This is a genomic window from Dactylosporangium maewongense (genome assembly GCF_039531485.1).
GTDB classification, from domain to species: Bacteria; Actinomycetota; Actinomycetes; order Mycobacteriales; family Micromonosporaceae; genus Dactylosporangium; species Dactylosporangium maewongense.
Map to the genome: position 1 here is coordinate 1 of NZ_BAAAQD010000063.1, position 22,305 is coordinate 22,305.

A 22,305-nucleotide genomic window follows, 5' to 3' on the forward strand; every position below is an offset into this window, starting at 1 on the left:
AGCGGGTCGCGTTCATGGTCGCGGACGCGGGCGCGGTGTGTGTGATCTCGGAGGTGCCCCGGTCCGGTTCGGACACGGCTCCCGATGTCGCGGTGCTGCCCGGTCACGCGGCGTACGTCATCTACACGTCGGGCTCGACGGGCCGGCCGAAGGGTGTGGTGGTCGCTCACGAGGGCATCGTGAACCGTCTCGTCTGGATGCAGGCGCGGTTCGGTCTGCGGCCGGGTGACCGGGTGTTGCAGAAGACGCCGTTCGGGTTCGACGTGTCGGTGTGGGAGCTGTTCTGGCCGCTGATCCAGGGTGCGGTGATGGTGGTCGCCAGGCCGGGCGAGCACCGCGACCCGTCGTCCATCGCCGGCCTGATCCGGGACGAGCGGGTGGACACCGTGCACTTCGTGCCGTCGATGCTGGCGGCCTTGCTGGAGGTGCCTGAGGCCGCCGCGTGCATCGGGCTGCGCCGGGTGGTGTGCTCCGGCGAGGCCCTCAGCCCGGCGGTGCGTGACCGGTTCTTCGAGGTGTTGCCGGGTGTCGGGCTGTTCAACCTGTACGGTCCGACCGAGGCCTCGGTGGACGTGACCGCATGCGAGGTCCGGCCCGAAGGTCCGGTGCCGATCGGCCGTCCGGTGTTCAACACCCGCGTGTATGTGCTCGACGACCGGCTGGCGCCGGTGCCGGTCGGCGTGTCCGGGGAGTTGTACCTGGCGGGTGTGCAGCTGGCCCGCGGCTACGCCGGCCGGCCGGGCCTGACGGGTGAGCGGTTCGTCGCCGACCCGTTCGACCACGGGACACGGCTGTACCGCACCGGTGACGTGGTCCGGTGGTCGGCCGACGGCGACCTGATGTACCTCGGCAGGGCGGACGACCAGGTGAAGATCCGCGGGTTCCGGGTCGAGCCGGGCGAGACCGAGGCGGTGCTCGCCACGCATCCGCAGGTCGCGCAGGCCGCCGTCATCACCCGTGAGGACACGCCCGGTGACCAGCGCCTGGTGGCGTACGTGGTCGGCGCCGTCGACGGTGCGGCAGTGCGCGCGTTCGCCGGCGAGCGGCTGCCGGAGTACATGGTGCCGTCGGCCGTCGTGGTCCTGGACGCGCTGCCGCTCACCGCGAACGGCAAACTGGACCGCAAGGCCCTGCCCGCGCCCGACTTTGCCGCGGCCGCCGGTGCGGGACGCGGCCCAGCGAACGCGCGCGAGGAACTGCTGTGCCGGGCGTTCGCCGAGGTGCTGGGTCTCGAAGTGGTCGGCGTCGATGACGACTTCTTCGCGCTGGGCGGCCACTCGCTGCTGGCGGTACGGCTGGTGGAATGGCTGCGGGTCCACGATGTGCCGGTCTCGGTGCGGGCGCTGTTCCTGTCACCGACCCCGGCCGGGCTCGCCGGCGCCGCCGGTGGTGCGACCGTCGAGGTCCCGGCGAACCTGATCCCGGCCGGCGCGGACGTGATCACCCCGGACATGCTGCCACTGGTCGCGTTGACCGACGCCGAGATCCGGGCGGTCATCGCCACCGTCGAGGGCGGCGCCGCCAACGTCGCGGACATCTACCCCCTGACGCCGCTGCAGGAAGGCCTGCTGTTCCATCACCTGCTCGCCGACGGCGGCGACGATGTCTACGTCACACCGTTCGTGCTGGAGTTCGATGACCGTGGCCGGCTCGACGCGTTCGTCGCCGGACTCCAGCGGGTCATCGATCGCCACGACATCTTCCGCACGTCGATGGTGTGGACGGGTCTTCCCGAGCCCGTACAGGTGGTGTGGCGGACGGCGACACTGGCGGTTACCGAGGTCGGCCGGCAGGACGGCGACCCGGTGGAAGCGCTGCTGTCGGCGGTCGGCCTCTCCGTCGACCTGGGCCGTGCGCCGTTGCTGACCGTCCACACCACCTCGCTCGCCGGCGGCCGGTGCCTCGGCCTCGTGCGGATGCACCATCTGATCCAGGACCACACGGCGCTGGACGTCCTGATGGCGGAGATCCGGACCGTGCTGGCCGGCCGGGCCGGCACGCTGCCGGAGCCGCTGCCGTTCCGCGACTTCGTGGCGCGGGCCCGCGCGGACGGGGACCATGAGGCGTACTTCCGGGCGCTGCTGGCCGGGGTGGATGAGCCGACGGCGGCGTTCGGGGTCACCGACGTCCGCGGGGACGGCTCAGGATTGGTTCGTTCCCGGGTGCGGCTCGAACCCGGCCTGGCGGCACGGCTGCGGGAGACGGCGCGCCGATTGGGCGTCAGCCCCGCGACCGTGATGCACGTCGTGTGGTCGCGGGTCCTCGCCGTCGTGTCCGGACGGGACGATGTCGTGTTCGGCACCGTGCTGTTCGGCCGCATGAACGCCGGTGCGGGCGCGGACCGGGTGCCGGGGATGTTCCTGAACACGCTGCCGGTCCGGGTGCCGACCGGCGGCCCGGACGTGCTCGCCGCCGTCCACGCGATGCGGGTCCAGCTGGCGGAATTGCTGGAGCACGAACACGCGCCGCTGGCCCTGGCGCAACGGGTGAGTGCGGTGCCGGGCGACGTTCCTCTGTTCGCCACGCTGGTGAACTACCGGCACAACATCGACGAACGTGACATCGAACGGTCCGCCGAGCTCGCCGGCACGCGGTTGGTGTACTCCCACGAGCGCACCAACTACCCGCTCACAGTGACGATGGACGACAACGGTCGTGAACTGGGCGTGACCGTGGACGCGGCGGCGCCGATCGACGCGTCGGCGGTGGTACGGATGGTCCGCGCCGCGGCAGGCGACATGGTGGCGGCCCTGGAGAGCGGCCTGGCCGGCGGGCCGCGGACGCTGCTGTCGGACATCGGCGTGCTGGACGCCGCCGAGCTGGATCTGGTGTTGTCCGGCTGGAACGACACCGCGGCCGACGTGCCGGCGGCGACGCTGCCGGGGCTGTTCGCCCGGCAAGTGGCGCGGACACCGGACGCGCCGGCGTTGGTGTTCGAGGGTGAGTCGCTGTCCTACGCGGAGTTGGACGGTCGGGCGAACGGTCTGGCGCGGCTGCTGATCGAGCGTGGTGTGGTCGCGGACTCGGTGGTGGGTGTTTCCCTGCCGCGTGGTTTCGACTTGGTCGTGGCACTGCTGGCGGTGCTCAAGGCCGGTGGTGCGTATCTGCCGATCGACCCTGATCTGCCGGCGGAGCGGGTCGCGTTCATGGTGGCGGATGCGGGCGCGGTGTGTGTGTTGTCGGAGGGCCCGTTTGCCGGTACGGCGACGGCTGCGGATGTTGTGGTGGTGCCGGGTCAGGCGGCGTACGTCATCTACACGTCGGGTTCGACGGGTGTGCCGAAGGGCGTCGTGGTGTCGCACGAGGGCATCGTGAACCGCCTCGTCTGGATGCAGGCGCAGTTCGGTCTGCGCCCAGGTGACCGGGTGTTGCAGAAGACGCCGTTCGGGTTCGACGTGTCGGTGTGGGAGCTGTTCTGGCCGCTGATCCAGGGCGGCACGATGGTGATCGCCCGGCCCGACGGTCACCGCGACCCCGGCTACGTCGCGGAGCTGATCCGTGCTGAGCGGGTGGACACGGTCCACTTCGTGCCGTCGATGTTGGAGGCGTTCCTGGCCGTGCCGCAGGCGGCTGAGTGTGGTGGTCTGCGGCGGGTGGTGTGCTCCGGCGAGGCCCTGGGCCCGGCGGTGCGGGACCGCTTCATCCACATCCTTCCGGACGTCGGCTTGTTCAATCTGTACGGTCCGACCGAGGCTTCCGTGGACGTGACCGCATGTGAGGTTCCGGCCGAGGGTTCGGTACCGATCGGTCGTCCGGTGTTCAACACCCGCGTCTACGTTCTGGATGACCGGTTGGCGCCGGTGCCGGTGGGTGTGGCGGGGGAGTTGTATCTGGCCGGTGTCCAGCTGGCTCGGGGTTACGTGGGTCGGGCCGGGCTGACCGGTGAGCGGTTCGTGGCCGACCCGTTCGACGACGGTGGCCGTTTGTATCGCACCGGCGACGTGGTCCGGTGGGGCGGCGACGGCGACCTGACGTACCTCGGCCGGGCGGACGAGCAGGTGAAGATCCGCGGGTTCCGGATCGAACCGGGCGAGATCGAGGCGGTGCTGGCCGCGCATCCGGACGTGACTCAGGTCGCGGTCATCGCCCGGGAAGACACACCAGGGGACAAGCGCCTCGTGGCGTATGTCGTCGGACCCGTCGACGGCGCGGCGCTGCGGGAGCACGCCGGCGAGCGGTTGCCCGAGTACATGGTCCCGTCCGCGGTCGTGACCCTCGACGCGCTGCCGCTGACACCCAACGGGAAGCTGAACCGCAAGTCCCTGCCCGCCCCGGACTTCGCGGCGGCGGCCGGCACCGGACGCGGCCCGGCGAACGCGCGCGAAGAACTGCTGTGCCAGGCGTTCACAGAGATCCTCGGCCTCGACCACGTCAGCGTCGACGACAACTTCTTCACCCTGGGCGGACACTCGCTCCTCGCCGTACGCCTGGTGGAGTGGCTGCGGGTCCGCGGTGTGCCGATCTCGGTGCGCAGCCTGTTCGACGCCCCGACCCCGGCCGGTCTCGCCACCGCCGCCGGCGCCGCGACCGTGGACGTGCCGGCGAACCTCATCCCCGCCGGCGCACGAACCATCACCCCGCGGATGCTGCCGCTGGCCGAGCTGACCGAGCCGGAGATCGAGCTCGTCGTCGCCACCGTGGCCGGCGGCGCGGCCAACGTCGCCGACATCTACCCCCTCGCCCCGCTGCAGGAAGGCATCCTGTTCCACCACCTACTCGCCGACGGCGGCGACGACGCCTACGCGGTCGCGCGCGTGTTCGAGCTGCCGCACCGCGCGGGCCTCGACGCCTTCGTGGACGCGCTGCAACAGGTCATCGACCGGCACGACGTGTTCCGGACCTCGGTCGTGTGGTCGGGCCTGCGGGAACCGGTCCAGGTGGTGTGGCGCTCCGCGACCCTGCCGGTCGTCGAGACCGGCCTCGAGGCCGGCACCGACGGCGAGGCGGCGGCCGCGACCCTGGTCGACGCCGTGGGTCTGGCCATGGACCTGGGTCACGCCCCGCTGATCGACGTCCACACGGCCGCGCTGACCGGTGGCCGCCGGATGGCGATGGTGCGGATCCACCACCTGGTCCAGGACCACACGGCCGTCGAGATCGTCTTCAACGAGGTCCGGGCGATCCTGACGGGTCGCGCCGACGACCTGGCCGCGCCACTGCCGTTCCGCAACTTCGTGGCCCAGGCGCGCTCGGGACGCACCCCCGACGAGCACGAGCGGTTCTTCGGTGACCTGCTGGACGGCGTCGACGAGCCGACCGCGGCGTTCGGCGTCACCGATGTCCACGGCGACGGCTCGTCGGTCGTCGTCGCACACGGCGACGTGGACGCCGGCGTGGGTGTGCGGTTGCGCGACGTGTCCCGCCGGTTGGGGGTCAGCCCGGCCACGGTGATGCACGTCGCCTGGTCACGTGTCCTCGCGGTGGTCGCGGCCCGTGACGACGTCGTGTTCGGCACGGTGCTGTTCGGCCGGATGAACGCCGGTGCCGGCGCGGACCGGGTGCCTGGCCTGTTCATCAACACGCTGCCGGTGCGGCTGCGCACCGGCGACCTCGACGTCGTGTCCGCGGTCACCGCGATGCGGAGCCAGCTGGCCGGCCTGCTGGACCACGAGCACGCCCCGCTGGCGCTGGCCCAGCGGGCGAGCGGGGTCCCGGCCGACGCACCCCTGTTCACGGCCCTGCTGAACTATCGGCACAACGTCGCCGCGGGCCCGCAGGACGCCGAGCCCCCGGTCGATCCCGCTGTCGCGGTGCGGCACCTGCTGCTGCGGGAACGGACGAACTACCCCCTCACGGTAGCGGTGGACGACGACGGCGCCGGGTTCGGGCTGGTCGTCGACGCGGTCGGGCCGATCGATCCGCAGGCCGTGGCGGCGATGATGGGCACTGCCGTCGGGCACCTGGTGGCCGCGCTCGAAGACGCGCTGGACGGTGACCGGCCCGTGCCGCTGTCCGACGTCGGCGTTCTGGACGCCCGTGACCTCGACCGTGTCGTGCACGAGTGGAACGACACCGCGGTGGACGTGCCCGCGGCGACGTTGCCGGGGTTGTTCGCCCGGCAGGTGGAGCGCACGCCCGACGCGCCGGCGCTGGTGTTCGAGGGTGAGTCGTTGTCGTATGCGGAGCTGGACGGTCGGGCGAACGGTCTGGCGCGGCTGCTGGTCGAGCGTGGTGTGGTCGCGGATTCGGTGGTGGGTGTGTGCCTGCCGCGCGGGCTGGACATGGTGGTGGCGTTGCTGGCGGTACTCAAGGCTGGTGGTGCGTATCTGCCGATCGATCCGGATCTGCCGGCGGAGCGGGTCGCGTTCATGGTGGCGGACGCGGGTGCGGTGTGTGTTGTCTCGGAGGTGCCCCCGTCCAGTGAGGACGCGGCTGCGGATGTTGTGGTGGTGCCGGGTCAGGCGGCGTACGTGATCTATACGTCGGGTTCGACGGGTGTGCCGAAGGGCGTCGTGGTCACCCACGAGGGCATCGTGAACCGTCTGGTGTGGATGCAGTCCCGGTTCGGCATCCAAGAGGGTGATCGGGTGTTGCAGAAGACGCCGTTCGGGTTTGACGTGTCGGTGTGGGAGTTGTTCTGGCCGTTGATTCAGGGCGCCACGATGGTGATCGCCCGTCCCGGTGGTCACCGCGACCCCGGCTATGTCGCGGAGCTGATCCGTGCTGAGCGGGTGGACACGGTCCACTTCGTGCCGTCGATGTTGGAGGCGTTCCTGGCCGTGCCGGAAGCGGCCGGGTGTGGCGGGTTGCGGCGGGTGGTGTGTTCCGGTGAGGCGCTCGGCTCGGCGGTGCGTGACCGGTTCTTCGAGATCCTTCCGGGTGTCGGGTTGTTCAACTTGTACGGTCCGACCGAGGCGTCGGTGGACGTGACCGCATGTGAGGTTCCGGCGGAGGGTTCGGTGCCGATCGGTCGTCCGGTGTTCAACACCCGCGTCTACGTCCTCGACGACCGGTTGGCGCCGGTGCCGGTCGGGGTAGCGGGGGAGTTGTATCTGGCCGGTGTGCAACTCGCCCGTGGGTATGTGGGTCGGGCGGGTTTGACGGCCGACCGGTTCGTGGCCGACCCGTTCGACGACGGTGGTCGGTTGTATCGCACCGGTGACGTGGTCCGGTGGGGCGGCGACGGCGACCTGACGTACCTCGGCCGGGCGGACGAGCAGGTGAAGATCCGCGGGTTCCGGATCGAGCCCGGCGAGATCGAGGCCGTGATCGCCACCCACCCGCAGGTGAACCAGGTCGCGGTCATCGCCCGGGAGGACACGACAGGCGACAAGCGTCTGGTGGCGTACGTGGTCGGCGCCGTCGACGGTGCGGTGTTGCGCGCGTTCGCCGCCGAACGGCTGCCCGAGTACATGGTCCCCGCGGCCGTGGTGGCGCTGGCCACCTTGCCGCTGACCGTGAACGGCAAACTCGACCGCAAGGCCCTGCCCGCACCGGACTTCGCGGCGGCGGCCGGAGCCGGGCAGGGACCGGCGACCGTCCAGGAAGAGCTGCTGTGCCTCGCCTTCGCCGAGGTCCTCGGTCTCGACGCGGTCGGCGTCTTCGACGACTTCTTCGCCCTCGGCGGCCACTCGCTGCTGGCGGTGCGTCTGGTGAGCCGGGTCAGATCGGTGTTCGGCGCCGAACTGTCGCTGCGCGCGCTGTTCGAGGCACCGACCCCGGTGCGGCTGGCCGAGCGGCTGCCGGGTGCGCAGCAGGCCCGGCCGGCGCTGGTGCCGTGGGCTCGGCCGGAGCTGCTGCCGCTGTCGTATGCGCAGCAGCGGCTGTGGTTCATCGGCCAGCTGGAGGGTCCGAGCGCGACCTACAACCTCCCGTCGGTGCTGAGCCTGTCGGGCGATGCCGACGCCGGCGCGCTGGACGAGGCGCTGCGCGACGTGATCGGCCGGCACGAGGTGCTGCGCACGACGTTCCCGACCGTCGACGGCCGGCCGTACCAGAAGACCGTGGCGGCCGGTGACCTGGACTGGCACCTGGAACGCGACGACGTGCCCGCGGCGGATCTGCCCGGGCGCGTGCGCGCGGCGACACGGCACGCCTTCGACCTGGCGACGGAGCTTCCGATCCGGGCCTGGCTGTTCGCCGATGAGCACGGTGAACGCGTCCTGGTCATCGTGGTGCATCACATCGCCGGTGACGGGTGGTCGATGGGACCACTCGCCGCGGACCTGTCCACGGCGTACCGGGCCCGCACCACCGGCCAGGCGCCGGCGTGGGATCCGTTGCCGGTGCAGTACGCGGACTACGCCCTGTGGCAGCGCGACCTGCTCGGTGCGCAGGACGACCCTGACAGTGTGATGTCACGTCAGGTCGCCTACTGGCGTCAGGCCCTGGCCGGCGTACCGGAGGAGCTCGCGCTGCCGGTGGACCGGCGGCGCCCGGCCGTGGCCAGCTACCGCGGGCACACGGTGCCGGTCCGGATGAGCCCCGAGGGACATGCGCGGCTGCGGGACCTGGCCCGGGCGCAGGGCGTCACGGTGTTCATGCTGTTGCAGGCCGCCCTGGGTGTGCTGCTGTCGAAACTCGGCGCCGGCACGGACATCCCCGTGGGGGTCGCGATCGCCGGGCGCACCGATCAGGCCCTTGACGATCTTGTCGGGTTCTTCGTCAACACCCTCGTCATGCGGACCGACCTGTCCGGTGACCCGACGTTCGTCGAGCTGCTGGGCCGGGTGCGGGAGACGACACTGGCCGGGTTCGAGCACCAGGACGTGCCGTTCGAGCGTCTCGTCGAGGACCTGTCGCCGGTGCGCTCGCTGTCGCGCAACCCACTGTTCCAGGTGATGCTGACCGTCCAGAACACCGCCGCCGGTGTGCTGGATCTGCCCGTTGCCGCCGCGGGCGCGTATGCCGGCTCGGCGTCGGCGGCGTCCGTCGCGCGGTTCGACCTGGAATGGATCGTCGACGAGCGGTTCGACGCCGACGGCCGCGCCGCGGGGCTGAGGGGTGTGTTGATCGGCGCGGCGGATCTGTTCGACGCCACCACCGTCGAGGCCGTCGCGCAGCGGCTGCTGCGGGTCGTGGAGTCGGTGCTGACCGGTCCGCGGGCACCCGCCTCCGCCGTCGACGTGCTCGACGCCGCCGAGCGGGATCGGGTCCTGCGACGGTGGAACGACACCGCGGTCGCGCTTCCCGCCGCCACCGTCCCGGAGCTGTTCGCGGCGCGGGCGGCGCGGGTGCCGGACGAGCCTGCGGTGGTGTGTGACGGCGTGTCGCTGACCTACGCGGAGCTGGACGCGCGGGCCGGCCGTCTGGCCGCGAACCTGGTGCGTCTCGGTGTGGGCGCTGAGTCTCTGGTGGGGCTGTGCCTGCCGCGGGGCGTCGACATGGTGGTGGCGGTGCTGGCGGTGTGGAAGGCCGGCGGCGCGTACGTGCCGATCGACCCGGAGTACCCGGCGGATCGGGTGCGTTTCATGGTGGCGGACGCGGCACCGGTGTGTGTGGTGTCGGTGTCGTCCGTGGCGCCGGTACTGGCCGGCGTCGGCGTGGAGGTGGTGCTGCTGGACGGCCCGGCGGCCGGGGCCGCGGGCGAGGTGCTGCCGGACCGGTTGCCGACGGACGGGCTGGCGTATGTGATCTACACGTCGGGGTCGACCGGCACCCCGAAGGGTGTGGGCGTCTCCCACGGTGCGCTGGCGAACGTCGTGGGTGTGCTGGGTCCGGTGTTCGGGGCCGGCCCGGGCGTGGGCGTGCTGCAGTTCGTGTCGTTCAGTTTCGACGCGTCGGTGTTGGACGTCGCGGTGGCGCTGACCTCGGGCGCGTGCCTGGTGGTGGCGTCGTCGGCGCAACGCGTGGACGCGGCGTCGCTGCGGGAGCTCGTGGCGTCGGCCGGTGTGCGGGCGGCCAGCGTCGTGCCGAGCCTGCTCGAGCTGCTGTCGCCGGAAGACCTGGCGCCGGTGGAGCGGATGGTGGTCGGTTCCGAGGGCATCTCGGTGCCGCAGGCGCGACTGTGGTCTGCCGGTCGGCTGCTGGTGCACGCGTACGGTCCGACCGAGGCCGCGGTGATCATGGCGACCGGTGAGGTGACCCCGCAGCGGCTGTCGGCCGGGGCGGTGCCGTTCGGCCGGCCGACGGGCAACAGCCGGGTGTACGTGCTGGACGACGGGCTGGCCCCGGTGCCGGCGGGGGTGGCCGGTGAGTTGTACGTGGCCGGCGCCCAGCTGGCGCGCGGATACATCAGCCGGGCCGGGCTGACCGCGGCCCGTTTCGTTGCCGACCCGTTCGGTGACGGCGGCCGGTTGTACCGCACCGGGGACGTGGTGCGCTGGACCGCCGACGGCGACCTGGTGTTCGTGGGCCGGGCCGACGAGCAGGTGAAGATCCGCGGGTTCCGCATCGAACCGGGCGAGGTCGAGACGGTCCTGACCACGCATCCGCGGGTGGCCCGGGCGGCCGTGATCGCCCGGCAGGACACCTCAGGGGACAAGCGCCTTGTCGCGTACGTCGTCGGGGCGGTCGACGGCGCGGCGTTGCGTGGGTTCGCCGCCGAACGGTTGCCAGAGTACATGGTGCCGGCGGCGGTCGTGGTGCTCGACGCGCTGCCGTTGACGCCGAACGGAAAGCTGGACCGCGCGGCGCTGCCCGCGCCGGACTTCGCCGCGACCGCCGGTGGCGGACGAGGGCCGGTCGACGCCCGCGAGGAACTGCTGTGCCAGGGGTTCGCCGAGGTGCTGGGCCTCGACACGGTCGGCGTCGACGACGACTTCTTCGCCCTCGGCGGCCACTCGCTGCTGGCCGTGCGGCTGGTGGAGTGGCTGCGGCAGCGGGCCCTGTCGGTCTCGGTGCGGGCGTTGTTCCTGTCGCCGACGCCGGCCGGGCTGGCCACCGCGGCCGCGGTGAGCGCCGCCGTGGAGGTGCCGGCGAACCTCATCCCGGCCGGCGCGGCAGTGATCACGCCGCGGATGCTGCCACTGGTCGAGCTGACCGAGGACGAGATCGAGGCGGTCGTCGGCACGGTCGACGGCGGCGCGGGCAACGTGGCGGACATCTACCCGCTCGCCCCGCTGCAGGAAGGCATCCTCTTCCATCACCTGCTCGCCGACGGCGGCAACGACGTGTACGTCACGTCGTTCGTCCTGGAGTTCGACGGCCGGGATCGGCTGGACCGGTTCGCGGCGGCCCTGCAACAGGTCGTCGACCGGCACGACGTGTTCCGGACCTCGATCGTCGTGGCGGGTCTGCCGGAACCGGTGCAGGTGGTGTGGCGTTCGGCCGCCCTCCCGATCGCCGAGACCGGCGTCGAGACCGGTGTCGCGGACCCGGCGGCGCGACTGCTGGAGCTCGTCGGAACGGCAATGGACCTGGGCCGGGCGCCGCTGATGGACCTGCACGTCGCGGCGCTCGCCGACGGTCGTTGGCTGGCGGCGCTGCGGGTACACCACCTGGTCCAGGACCACACCGCGCTGGACGTGATGACGGGCGAGATCGAAACGATCCTGGCCGGCCGGGCCGACCTGTTGCCGGAGCCGCTGCCGTTCCGCACCTTCGTGGCCCAGGCGCGTTCCGGCGGGGACCACGAGGCGTTCTTCCGGGACCTGCTGGAAGGTGTGGACGAGCCGACGGCCGCGTTCGGGGTCAGTGACGTCCACGGCGACGGCACGGGTGTGGAACGGACCGTGGCCGGTCTGGACGCCGACCTGGGTGTGCGGTTGCGGGAGGCGTCCCGTCGGCTCGGGGTGAGCCCGGCGACGGTGATGCACGTCGCGTGGTCGCGCGTCCTGTCCGTGGTGTCGGGTCGTGACGACGTGGTGTTCGGCACCGTCGTGTTCGGCCGGCTGAACGCGGGCGCGGGCGCGGACCGGGTGCCCGGCCTGTTCATGAACACGCTGCCGGTCCGGATGCCGTCGGGAAACGTCGACGTCGCGGCCGCGGTGAACGCGATGCGCGGCCAGCTGGCCGCGCTGCTGGAGCACGAGCACGCACCCCTCGCCCTGGCCCAGCGCGTCAGCGCGGTCCCGGCAGACGCGCCCCTGTTCACCACGCTGTTGAACTACCGGCACAGCGGCGCCCCGGCGCCCCGCGACGACGCGGATCAGGCCGGTCCCCAGGGCATCCGGACCGTCCGTACCCGGGAAAGCACCAACTACCCCGTCCTGGTGTCGGTCGACGACCACGAGACCGGCTTCGGCGTGACGGTGGACGCGGTGCGGCCGATCGACCCGCGGGCGATCGCGCGGATGCTGGGCACAGCGGTGGCGGGAGTGGTGTCGGCGCTGGAGGAGCGCGCCCCGGTGCTGCTGTCGGACGTCGGCGTGGTGGACGCCGCCGAGCTGGATCGCGTGGTCCGCGGCTGGAACGACACCACGGTCGACGTCCCGGCGGCGACGCTGCACGGGCTGTTCGGCGAGCAGGTGACGCGCGTGCCGGACGCCGTGGCGGTCGTGTTCGAGGGCGAGTCGGTGTCGTATCGGGACCTCGACGCCCGGGCGAACCGGCTGGCGCGGTGGCTGTCGGGCCGTGGCGTCGGTGTCGGCTCGGTGGTGGGTGTGGCGCTGTACCGGTCGGTGGACCTGGTCGTCGGGCTGCTGGGTGTACTGAAGGCGGGCGCGGCGTTCCTGCCGATCGATCCGGACGTGCCGGCGGACCGGGTGTCGTTCATGGTGGCCGACGCGGGTGCCGCGTGTGTGGTGACCGACGGCGGGGTCGGCGCGATGTTGCCGGCGTTCCCCGTGCCGGTGCTGGACCTGGCCGACCCGGAGCTGGCCGCGCTGCCGGCCATCGATCCGGCGGTGCGGGTGGATCCGGCCCAGGCGGCATACGTGATCTACACGTCGGGCTCGACGGGTGTGCCGAAGGGCGTGGTGATGCCGCACGCCGGGATCGTGAACTCGTTCCGGTGGCTGGTCGGCGGATACGGGATGGCGCTGCCGGAGCGGGTGCTGCAGAAGACCCCGATCAGCTTCGACGTGTCGGTGTGGGACCTGTTCTGGCCGTTGGTGGCGGGCGCGACGATGATCCTGGCCCGGCCCGGCGGCCATCGGGACCCGGCGTACCTGGTGGAGCTGATCCGTGCGGAGCGGGTGGACGCGGCGCACTTCGTCCCGTCGATGGTGCAGGCGTTCCTGGCGGAACCTGACGCGGCCCGATGTGTGTCCCTGCGGCAGATCATGTCGGGCGGCGAGGCGTTGACGGCGGCGCTGCGGGACCGGTTCTACGAGGTGCTGCCGGGGGCGCGGCTGTTCAACACGTACGGCCCGACGGAAGTGGCCGTGACCACGTCGACCGGCGACGTCGTGGCGGGCGTGGACCGGGAGGTCACGATCGGCCCGCCGATGATCAACGTGCGGGCGTACGTCGTGGACTCCCGCCTCCGTCCGGTCCCGCCGGGCGTGGCCGGCGAGCTGTACCTGGCCGGCGCGCAGCTGGCCCGCGGCTACGTCGGCCGGGCCGGGCTGACCGCCGAGCGGTTCGTGGCGGATCCCTTCGACGGCACGGGCGGCGGCCGCCTGTACCGGACCGGTGACGTGGTGCGCTGGACGGCCGACGGCGAGCTGGTGTACGTCGGCCGCGTCGACGAACAGGTGAAGGTCCGCGGGTTCCGGATCGAGCCGGGCGAGATCGAGGCGGTCCTGGCCGCGCATCCGCGGGTGGCTCGGGCGGCGGTGATTGTCCGGGAGGACACCGCCCGGGACAAGCGTCTCGTCGCCTACGTCGTCCCCGCCGACGGCGACGACGGCGACGGGCTCCCGGTCGTGCTGCGTGACGTCGCGGCCGAGCGGTTGCCGGACTACATGGTGCCGGCGGCGGTCGTCGTCCTCGACGCGCTGCCGTTGACCACGAGCGGCAAGCTGGACCGCAAAGCCCTGCCGGTGCCCGACTTCGCCGCCGCGGCCGGGGCCGGGCGGGGCCCGGCCACCGTCCGCGAAGAGCTGCTCTGCCAGGCGTTCGCCGAGGTCCTCGGCCTGCCCGCGGTCGGCGTCGACGACGACTTCTTCGCCCTCGGCGGCCACTCCCTGCTCGCCGTGCGGCTCGTGGAGTGGCTGCGGGTGCGGGGTGTGTCGGTTTCCGTGCGGGCGCTGTTCGTGTCCCCGACGCCGGCACGGCTGGCGGCGGTGGCCGGCGGCGCGGCGGTGGAGGTGCCGCCGAACCTGATCCCGGCCGGCGCGCAGGTGATCACGCCGCGGATGGTGCCGCTGGTGACGCTGACCGACGCCGAGATCGACGTCGTGGTCGGCTCGGTGGAGGGCGGTGCGGCCAACGTCGCCGACATCTACCCCCTCGCGCCGTTGCAGGAGGGCATGCTGTTCCACCACCTGCTGGCCGACGGCGGCGACGACGCGTATGCCGTGGTGCGGGTGTACGACGTGGCCGACCGGGCCGCCGTGGACGGGTTCGTCGGGGCGCTGCAACAGGTGGTCGAGCGGCACGACATCTTCCGCACATCCGTGGTGTGGTCGGGGCTGCGGGAGCCGGTGCAGGTGGTGTGGCGATCGGCGACGCTGCCGGTGGCCGAGGTCGACGTCGCGACCGACGCCCCGGATCCGGCAGCCGCGTTGGTGTCGGCGGTGGGGCTGACGATGGATCTTGGCCGGGCACCCCTGATGGATGTCCACGTCGCCCCGCTCGCCGGCGACCGATGGATGGTGATGACGCGAATCCACCATCTGGTGCAGGACCACACCGCGGTGGAGGCGGTGTACGACGAGGTGCGCGCCATCATGGAGGGGCGGCCCGAGGAGCTGGTGGAGCCGCTGCCCTTCCGCGACTTCGTGGCCCAGGCACGGCTCGGGCGCAGCGCCGAGGAGCACGAGCGGTTCTTCGGCGAGCTGCTGGCCGGTGTGGACGAGCCGACGGTGGCGTTCGGCGTGACGGATGTGCGGGGTGACGGCTCGGCCGTCGTCACGGCGCGGCGCGACATCGAGGCCGGCCTCGGCGTGCGGCTGCGGGACGTGTCCCGTCGGTTGGGGGTCAGCCCGGCGACGGTGATGCACGTGACGTGGTCGCGGGTCCTCGCCGTGGTCGCGGGGCGCGACGACGTGGTGTTCGGCACGGTCCTGTTCGGGCGGATGAACGCCGGCAGCGGAGCGGACCGGGTGCAGGGCCTGTTCATCAACACGTTGCCGGTCCGGCTGGCGATCGGCGACCTCGACGTGACGGCCGCGGTCGCCGCGATGCGCGGCGAACTGGCCGGCCTGCTGGAGCACGAGCACGCGCCCCTCGTCCTGGCCCAGCGGGCCAGCGGCGTGCCGGCGAACGTGCCGCTGTTCAACACTCTGTTCAACTACCGGCACAACCTGCCGGAACAGCCGCGGCCGAGCACTCCCGGCGACGACGGCGCCACCGCCCGGGTCCGGCACATGCTCCTGCGGGACCGGACGAACTTCCCGCTGTCCGTGGCGGTCGACGACAGCGGCGACGCGTTCCGGCTGGTCGTCGACGCGGTCGCCCCGATCGACCCCGACTCGGTGGTCGCGATGTGGTCGACCGTCGTGACCGGTGTGGTGTCGGCCCTCGAGTCCGGCCTCGACGACGGTGACCGGACCCCGTTGTCGACGATTCCTGTGCTGGACGCGGCGGAGCTGGACAGGTTGGTGTCCGGCTGGAACGACACGACCGCCGACGTCGCGGGTGTGTCGGTGCCGGAGTTGTTCGAGGCGCAGGTGCGGCGGTCGCCGCAGGCCACGGCGGTGGTTTGTGACGGCGTGCCGGTGTCCTATGTGGACCTGGACGCGCGCGCGAACCAGCTGGCCCGGTATCTGCATGCCCAGGGGGTCGGGGCGGAGTCGGTGGTGGGGTTGTGCCTTCCGCGTGGCATCGACATGATCGTCGCCCTGTTGGCGGCGTGGAAGGTGGGTGCGGCGTATCTGCCGGTGGATGTGCAGTATCCGCCGGAGCGGGTCGGGTTCATGTTGTCCGATGCGCGGGCGGTGGTGGTGCTCGGGTTCGAGGACGTGCTGGACGAGCTGCCGGTGGGCCGGGTCCGCGCGGTGGCGTTGGACGACCCGCGGGTGGCGGCATCGGTCGCCCGGCAGTCGGGTGAGCCGCTGGCCGTGCGGGTGCTGCCGTTGCAGGTGGCGTACGTGATCTACACGTCGGGGTCCACGGGTACCCCGAAGGGGGTCGCTGTGACGCACGGCGGGCTCGCGAACTATGTGGTGTGGGCCGCCGGCGAGTATGGGCCGTTGTCCGGTCGTGGTGCGGTGTTGCATTCGTCGTTGGCGTTCGACTTGACCGTGACGAGTGTGTTGGTGCCGTTGGTGTCGGGCTCGCCGGTGGTGGTGAGCGTCGGCGGTGGCGCTGATGGTCTGGCCGCGGTGGTGAACGCGTCGGACGGGTTCGATGTGTTGAAGGTGGTGCCGGCGCATCTGCCGCTGCTGGCGGAGTACGTCACCGATGACGCTGCCCGGGACGCGGCAGGGGTGCTGGTGGTGGGCGGTGAGGCCCTTGCCGGTGCTGCGGTGCGGCAGTGGCTGGAGCGGGCGCCCGGCTCGGTGGTGGTGAACGAGTACGGCCCGACGGAGACGGTGGTCGGCTGCTGCGTGTTCCGGGTGGTGGCGGGTCAGGTGGTCGATGATCTGGTGCCGATCGGCCGGCCGATCGCGAACACCAGGTTGTACGTGTTGGATGAGCGGTTGTCGCCGGCGCCGGTCGGGGTGCCGGGGGAGTTGTACGTCGCTGGGGTGCAGGTCGCGCGCGGGTATGCCGGGCGGGCCGGGTTGACGGCGGAGCGGTTCGTGGCCGACCCGTTCGACCCCACCGGTGGCCGGTTGTATCGGACCGGTGATGTGGTGCGCCGGGACGCTGGTGGGGATCTGGTGTATCTGGGTCGGGCGGACGAGCAGGTGAAGGTCCGTGGGTTCCGGATCGAGCCGGGTGAGATCGAGGCGGTGCTGATGGGGCATCCGCGGGTCAGTCAGGCCGCGGTGGTCGCGCGTGAGGACGTGCCCGGCGACCGCCGCCTCGTCGCCTACGTGGTCGCCGACGACGGCGACGGGCTGCCGGAACTGTTGCAAGCCCTCGCCGGCGAGCGGCTGCCGGAGCACATGGTGCCGTCGGCGACAGTGGTGCTGGACGCGCTGCCGCTGACCGCGAACGGCAAGCTCGACCGGCGGGCGCTGCCCGCACCGGAGTACGCGGCCACGGGTGTCTCCCGGGGGCCGGCGAACGCCCGGGAAGAGCTGCTGTGCCAGGCGTTCGCGGAGGTACTGGGCCGCGACACGGTCGGCGTGGACGACGACTTCTTCGCCCTGGGCGGGCATTCGCTGCTGGCGGTGCGTCTGGTGAGCCGCATCCGAGCGGTCCTGGGCGTCGAGCTGGCGATGTCGGTGCTGTTCGACGCGCCGACACCACAGGGGCTCGCGGGGCGGCTGTCCGGGGCGCAACAGGCCCGGTCCGCGCTGGTGCCGTGGGACCGGCCGGAACGGCTGCCGCTGTCGTACGCGCAGCAGCGACTGTGGTTCATCGGACAGCTGGAGAGCCACACCGCGATCTACAACATCTCGGCCGTGCTGCACCTGACCGACGTCGACGCCGGCGCGCTGGAGGCCGCGCTGCGGGACGTGATCGGCCGGCACGAGGTGCTGCGCACCGTGTTCCCGGCGGCCGACGGCCAACCGTACCAACACGTCATCCCGCTGGACGAGCTCGACTGGCGACTGCGGCCGGTCCCGGTTCCGGCGGAGGACCTGCCGGAGGCCGTCGCGGCCGCGACGAGGTACACGTTCGATCTGGCCGCCGAGGTCCCGATCCGCGCCTGGCTGTTCAGCGACGGCTCGGACGGGCTGACGCTGGTGATCGTGCTCCACCACATCGCGGGCGACGGCTGGTCGACCGGCCCGCTGGCGAGTGACCTGTCGGCCGCCTACGCGGCGCGGCTCGCGGGACGAGCGCCGGAGTGGAAGCCGTTGCCGGTGCAGTACGCGGACTACACGCTGTGGCAGCGCGAACTGCTGGGTGACGAGGCCGATCCCGGCAGCCTCATCTCCCGGCAGGTCGCCTACTGGCGGCAGGCCCTGGCCGGCGCGCCGGACGAGCTGAACCTGCCGACCGATCGCCCGCGCCCGGCCGTGTCGAGCTACCTGGGGCACGGCGTGCCGGTGACCGTGCCTGCGCAGGTCCACGCACGGGCCCGGGAACTGGCGCGGGAGCTCGGTGTGACGGTGTTCATGGTGGTGCAGGCGTCGCTGGCGGTGGTGTTGTCCCGGCTCGGCGCTGGTGTGGACGTGCCGATGGGCGCGGCGGTCGCGGGCCGCACCGACGAGGCCCTCGATGATCTGGTGGGCTTCTTCATCAACAGTCTGGTGATGCGGACGGACCTGTCGGGTGATCCGTCGTTCGCCGAGGTGCTGGGCCGGGTGCGGGACACGTCCCTGGCGGGGTTCGAGCACCAGGACGTGCCGTTCGAGCGTCTGGTGGAGGAGCTGTCGCCGGCGCGGTCGCTGGCGAGGCATCCGCTGTTCCAGGTGATGTTGACGGTCCAGAACAACGCCGATGCCGTGCTGGAGCTGGCGGGCGTGTCCGTCGGTGGCGGCCCGCCGGCCGGGCGTGCGGCGGCGACGGCACGGTTCGACCTGGACCTGAACATCCGTGAAGTGTTCGACGAGACCGGAAACGCGGCCGGGCTGCGCGGCGCGCTGACAGGTTCGGCGGACCTGTTCGACGCGTCGACCGTGGCGGCGATCGGCCGGCGGTGGCGGCACGTCCTCGAAACGGTGCTGGCCGACCCCTCGGTGCGCGTGTCGGCGGTCGACCTGTGGGATCGCGGTGAGCGCGACCGGGTGCTGGTGGAGTGGAACGCGACGGACGCGGTCGTGCCGGCGTCGGTGCTACCGGAACTGTTCGCCGCGCAGGTGTCACGCTCGCCGGACGCCGCGGCCGTAGTCGGTGACGGGGTTGACGTGTCGTTCGCGGAGCTGGATGCGCGGGCGAATCGATTGGCCCGGTACCTGGTCGACGCAGGGGTCGGTGCCGAGTCGGTGGTGGGTGTGTGCCTGCCGCGGGGCGTCGACCTGATCGTGGCGTTGCTTGCGGTGGCGAAGGCGGGTGGCGCCTATCTGCCGGTGGATCCGGGGCTGCCGGTCGAGCGAGTCGGCTTCATGCTGGCGGACGCTCGCGCGGTCGTGGTGCTCGGGTTCGAGGACGTGCTGGACGAGTTGCCGGCGGGTCGGGTGCGGTTCGTGGCGTTGGACGACCGTCGGGTCGCCGCGTCGATCGCCGGGCAGTCCGGCGAGCCGGTGGGTGTGCGGGTGGTGCCGGGGCAGGCGGCGTATGTGATCTACACGTCGGGGTCGACGGGGACGCCGAAGGGTGTGGTGGTGTCGCATGCGGGTCTGGCGAGTCTGGTGGCGGCGCAGGCCGAGCGGTTCGCGCTGGGGGCGGGTGGCCGTGTGCTGCAGTTCGCGTCGGCCGGGTTCGACGCGGCGAGTGCCGAGATCTTTGTGACGTTGTGCTCGGGCGCCTGCCTGGTGGTGGCGTCGGCGGAGGAGTTGCTGCCGGGGCCGGGTCTGGCCGCCGTGACGCGCCGGTTCGGCGTCACCCACGCGACGTTGCCCCCGGCGGTCCTGGCGGTGCTGCAACCGGAGGACCTGGCCTCGGTGTCGATGATCGTGTCGGCCGGTGAGGCGCTGCCCGGCGATGTGGTGGACCGGTGGGCGCCGGGCCGCCGCTTCGTGAACGCGTACGGGCCGACCGAGACGACGGTGTGCGCGTCGATGTCGCGGCCCCTGATGGCGGGCGACCCCCCGGTGATCGGCGGCCCGATCGCCAATTCGCGGGTGTACGTGCTGGACGAACACCTGGCGCCGGTGCCTCCCGGCGTGGCCGGCGACCTGTACGTGGCCGGTGCGGGTCTGGCCCGCGGATACGTCGGGCGGGGCGCGCTGACCGCCGAACGGTTCGTCGCCGACCCGTTCGGCGAGGCCGGCCGGTTGTACCGGACCGGCGACGTGGTGCAGTGGACCCCCGGCGGCGACCTGGCGTACGTGGGGCGCGCCGACGAACAGGTGAAGGTGCGCGGCTTCCGCATCGAGCCCGGCGAGATCGAGACGGTGCTGGCATCACACCCGCAGGTCGCGCAGGCAGCCGTCATCGCCCGTGAAGACGTCCCGGGCGACAAGCGGCTCGTCGCGTACGTGGTGAGGACGACCGACGGCGACGAACCGGACGACGTGCCGCGTGCGTTGCGGGAACTGGTCGGCGCCCGCCTGCCCGACTACATGGTGCCGGCCGCCGTGATGGTCCTTGACGCGCTCCCGCTGACCGCGAACGGCAAGCTCGACCGCCGGGCCCTGCCCGCCCCGGAAGTGACCACGAGCGGATCGCGGCGGGCGCCCGCCAATGCCCGCGAGGCGGCACTGTGCCAGGCGTTCGCCGACGTCCTCGGCCTCGACTCCGTCGGCGTCGACGACGACTTCTTCGCCCTCGGCGGCCACTCCCTGCTCGCCGTCCGCCTGATCAGCCGCATCCGAGCGGACCTCACCGTCGACGTGTCCATCCGCACGCTGTTCGAAATCCCAACTGTCGCAGGGCTCGCCGAGCACATGGGTGACCGAAGGTCGACCCGCCCGGCACTCCGGCCGATGCGTACCTCGAAGGAGTCCAAATGATCCCGTTGTCGTACGCGCAGCAGCGCCTGTGGTTCCTCGAGCAGATGGAAGGGGCGAGCCCGCTCTACACCGTCCCGGTCGTGCTGCGGCTGTCGGGTGACGTCAACCGGGTCGCGCTGGACCAGGCGCTCAAGGACGTCCTGGGCCGCCATGAAGTGCTGCGGACCGTGTTGCCGGCGCTCGACGGGCAGCCCTACCAGCACATCCTCGACCCGGCGGACCTGGACTGGAGCCTCGCCATCGTCGAGGTCGCACCGGCCCAGCTGCAGGCGGCCGTCGACGAGGCCGCGGAGTGTGTCTTCGACCTGACGACGGACCTGCCGATCCGGGCGCACCTCATCTCGGCCGGCACCGACGAACACGTCCTGGTGCTCGTGGTGCACCACATCGCCTGCGACGCGTGGTCGACCGCCCCGCTGGCCCGGGACGTCTCGACGGCGTACGCCGCGCGCAGCGCCGGCCACGCTCCGCGGTGGGAGCCGCTGCCGGTGCAGTACGCGGACTACACGCTGTGGCAGCGGGAACTGCTGGGTGACGAGGCCGATCCCGGCAGCCTCATCTCCCGGCAGATCGCCTACTGGCGGCAGGCTCTGGCCGGACTGCCGGACGAACTGAACCTGCCGGTCGACCGGTCCCGCCCCGCGGTGCCCACACTTCGGGCCTTTCAGGTGGACTGCCGGGTTCCGGCCGAAGTCCACGCGCGGCTGCGCGAGGTGGCGTACGAGCACGGCGTGACGGCGTTCATGGTGGTGCAGGCGTCGTTGGCGGTGGTGTTGTCGCGGCTGGGCGCGGGCGTGGACGTGCCGATGGGCGCCGCGGTGGCGGGTCGCACCGACGCGGCGCTGGACGATCTCGTCGGGTTCTTCATCAACAGCCTGGTGATGCGGACGGACCTGTCGGGTGATCCGTCGTTCGCCGAGGTGCTGCGCCGGGTGCGGGAAACGTCGCTGGCGGGCTTCGAGCACCAGGACGTGCCCTTCGACCGCATCGTCGAGGAGGTGGCGCCGGCGCGGACGTTGGGCCGGCACCCGTTGTTCCAGGTGATGCTGACAGTGCAGAACAACGCGGAATCGGCGTTGGAGCTGGCCGGGGTGGCGATCGGCGGTGGCGTCGCCGGAGCGGGTGAGGTCGCGACGGCCCGTTTCGATCTCGACCTGAACATTCGCGAGGTGTTCGACAAGGCGGGCACCCCGACCGGGATGCGGGGCGCGTTGACGGGCGCGGCGGACCTGTTCGACGCGGAGACGGTGGCGTCGATCGGCCGGCGGTGGCTGCGGGCACTGGAAGCGATGCTGGCCGATCCCTCGGTGACGGTGTCCGGCGTGGACGTGCTGGACGCCGAGGAGCGGGACCGGCTGCTGGTGCGGTGGAACGACACGTCGGCGGTGGTGCCGGAGGCGTCATTGCCGGAGCTGTTCGCGGCGCAGGCGGTGCGGTCACCGGATGCCGTGGCGGTGGTCGGTGACGGGGTCGAGGTGTCGTTCGCGGAGCTGGATGTGCGATCGAACCGGCTGGCCCGCTATCTGGTGGGTGTGGGTGTCGGTGCCGAGTCGGTGGTGGGTGTGTGCCTGCCGCGGGGCGTCGACCTGATCGTGGCGTTGCTGGCGGTGGCGAAGGTGGGTGGCGCCTATCTGCCGGTGGATCCGGGGCTGCCGGTCGAGCGGGTCGGGTTCATGCTGGCGGACGCCCGCGCGGTCGTGGTGCTGGGCATGGAGGACGTGCTGGACGAGTTGCCGGCGGGTCGGGTGCGGTCGGTGGCGTTGGA

2 protein-coding genes (1 of these 2 only partly in view) are annotated in these 22,305 nt (G+C 72.1%); both read left to right on the forward strand.

Annotated elements, in window-relative coordinates; translation table 11 throughout:
- Positions 1-14: 14 nt before the first annotated feature.
- Complete coding sequence (locus ABD332_RS58910) at positions 15-20,540, forward strand: non-ribosomal peptide synthase/polyketide synthase (RefSeq protein WP_344515748.1); 20,526 nt, start codon at positions 15-17, stop codon at positions 20,538-20,540.
- Positions 20,537-22,305: part of an amino acid adenylation domain-containing protein coding region (locus ABD332_RS58915; RefSeq protein ID WP_344515750.1), annotated on the forward strand (this coding region is incomplete at its 3' end). The annotated region continues 6,000 nt past the right edge of the window; the window shows 1,769 of its 7,769 annotated nt. The genes ABD332_RS58910 and ABD332_RS58915, both read left to right, overlap by 4 nt.

What these genes read in the sequence shown, in the direction of transcription:
- ABD332_RS58910 (WP_344515748.1), top strand. Translation starts at nt 15, where the DNA reads ATGGTCGCGGACGCGGGCGCGGTGTGTGTGATCTCGGAGGTGCCCCGG.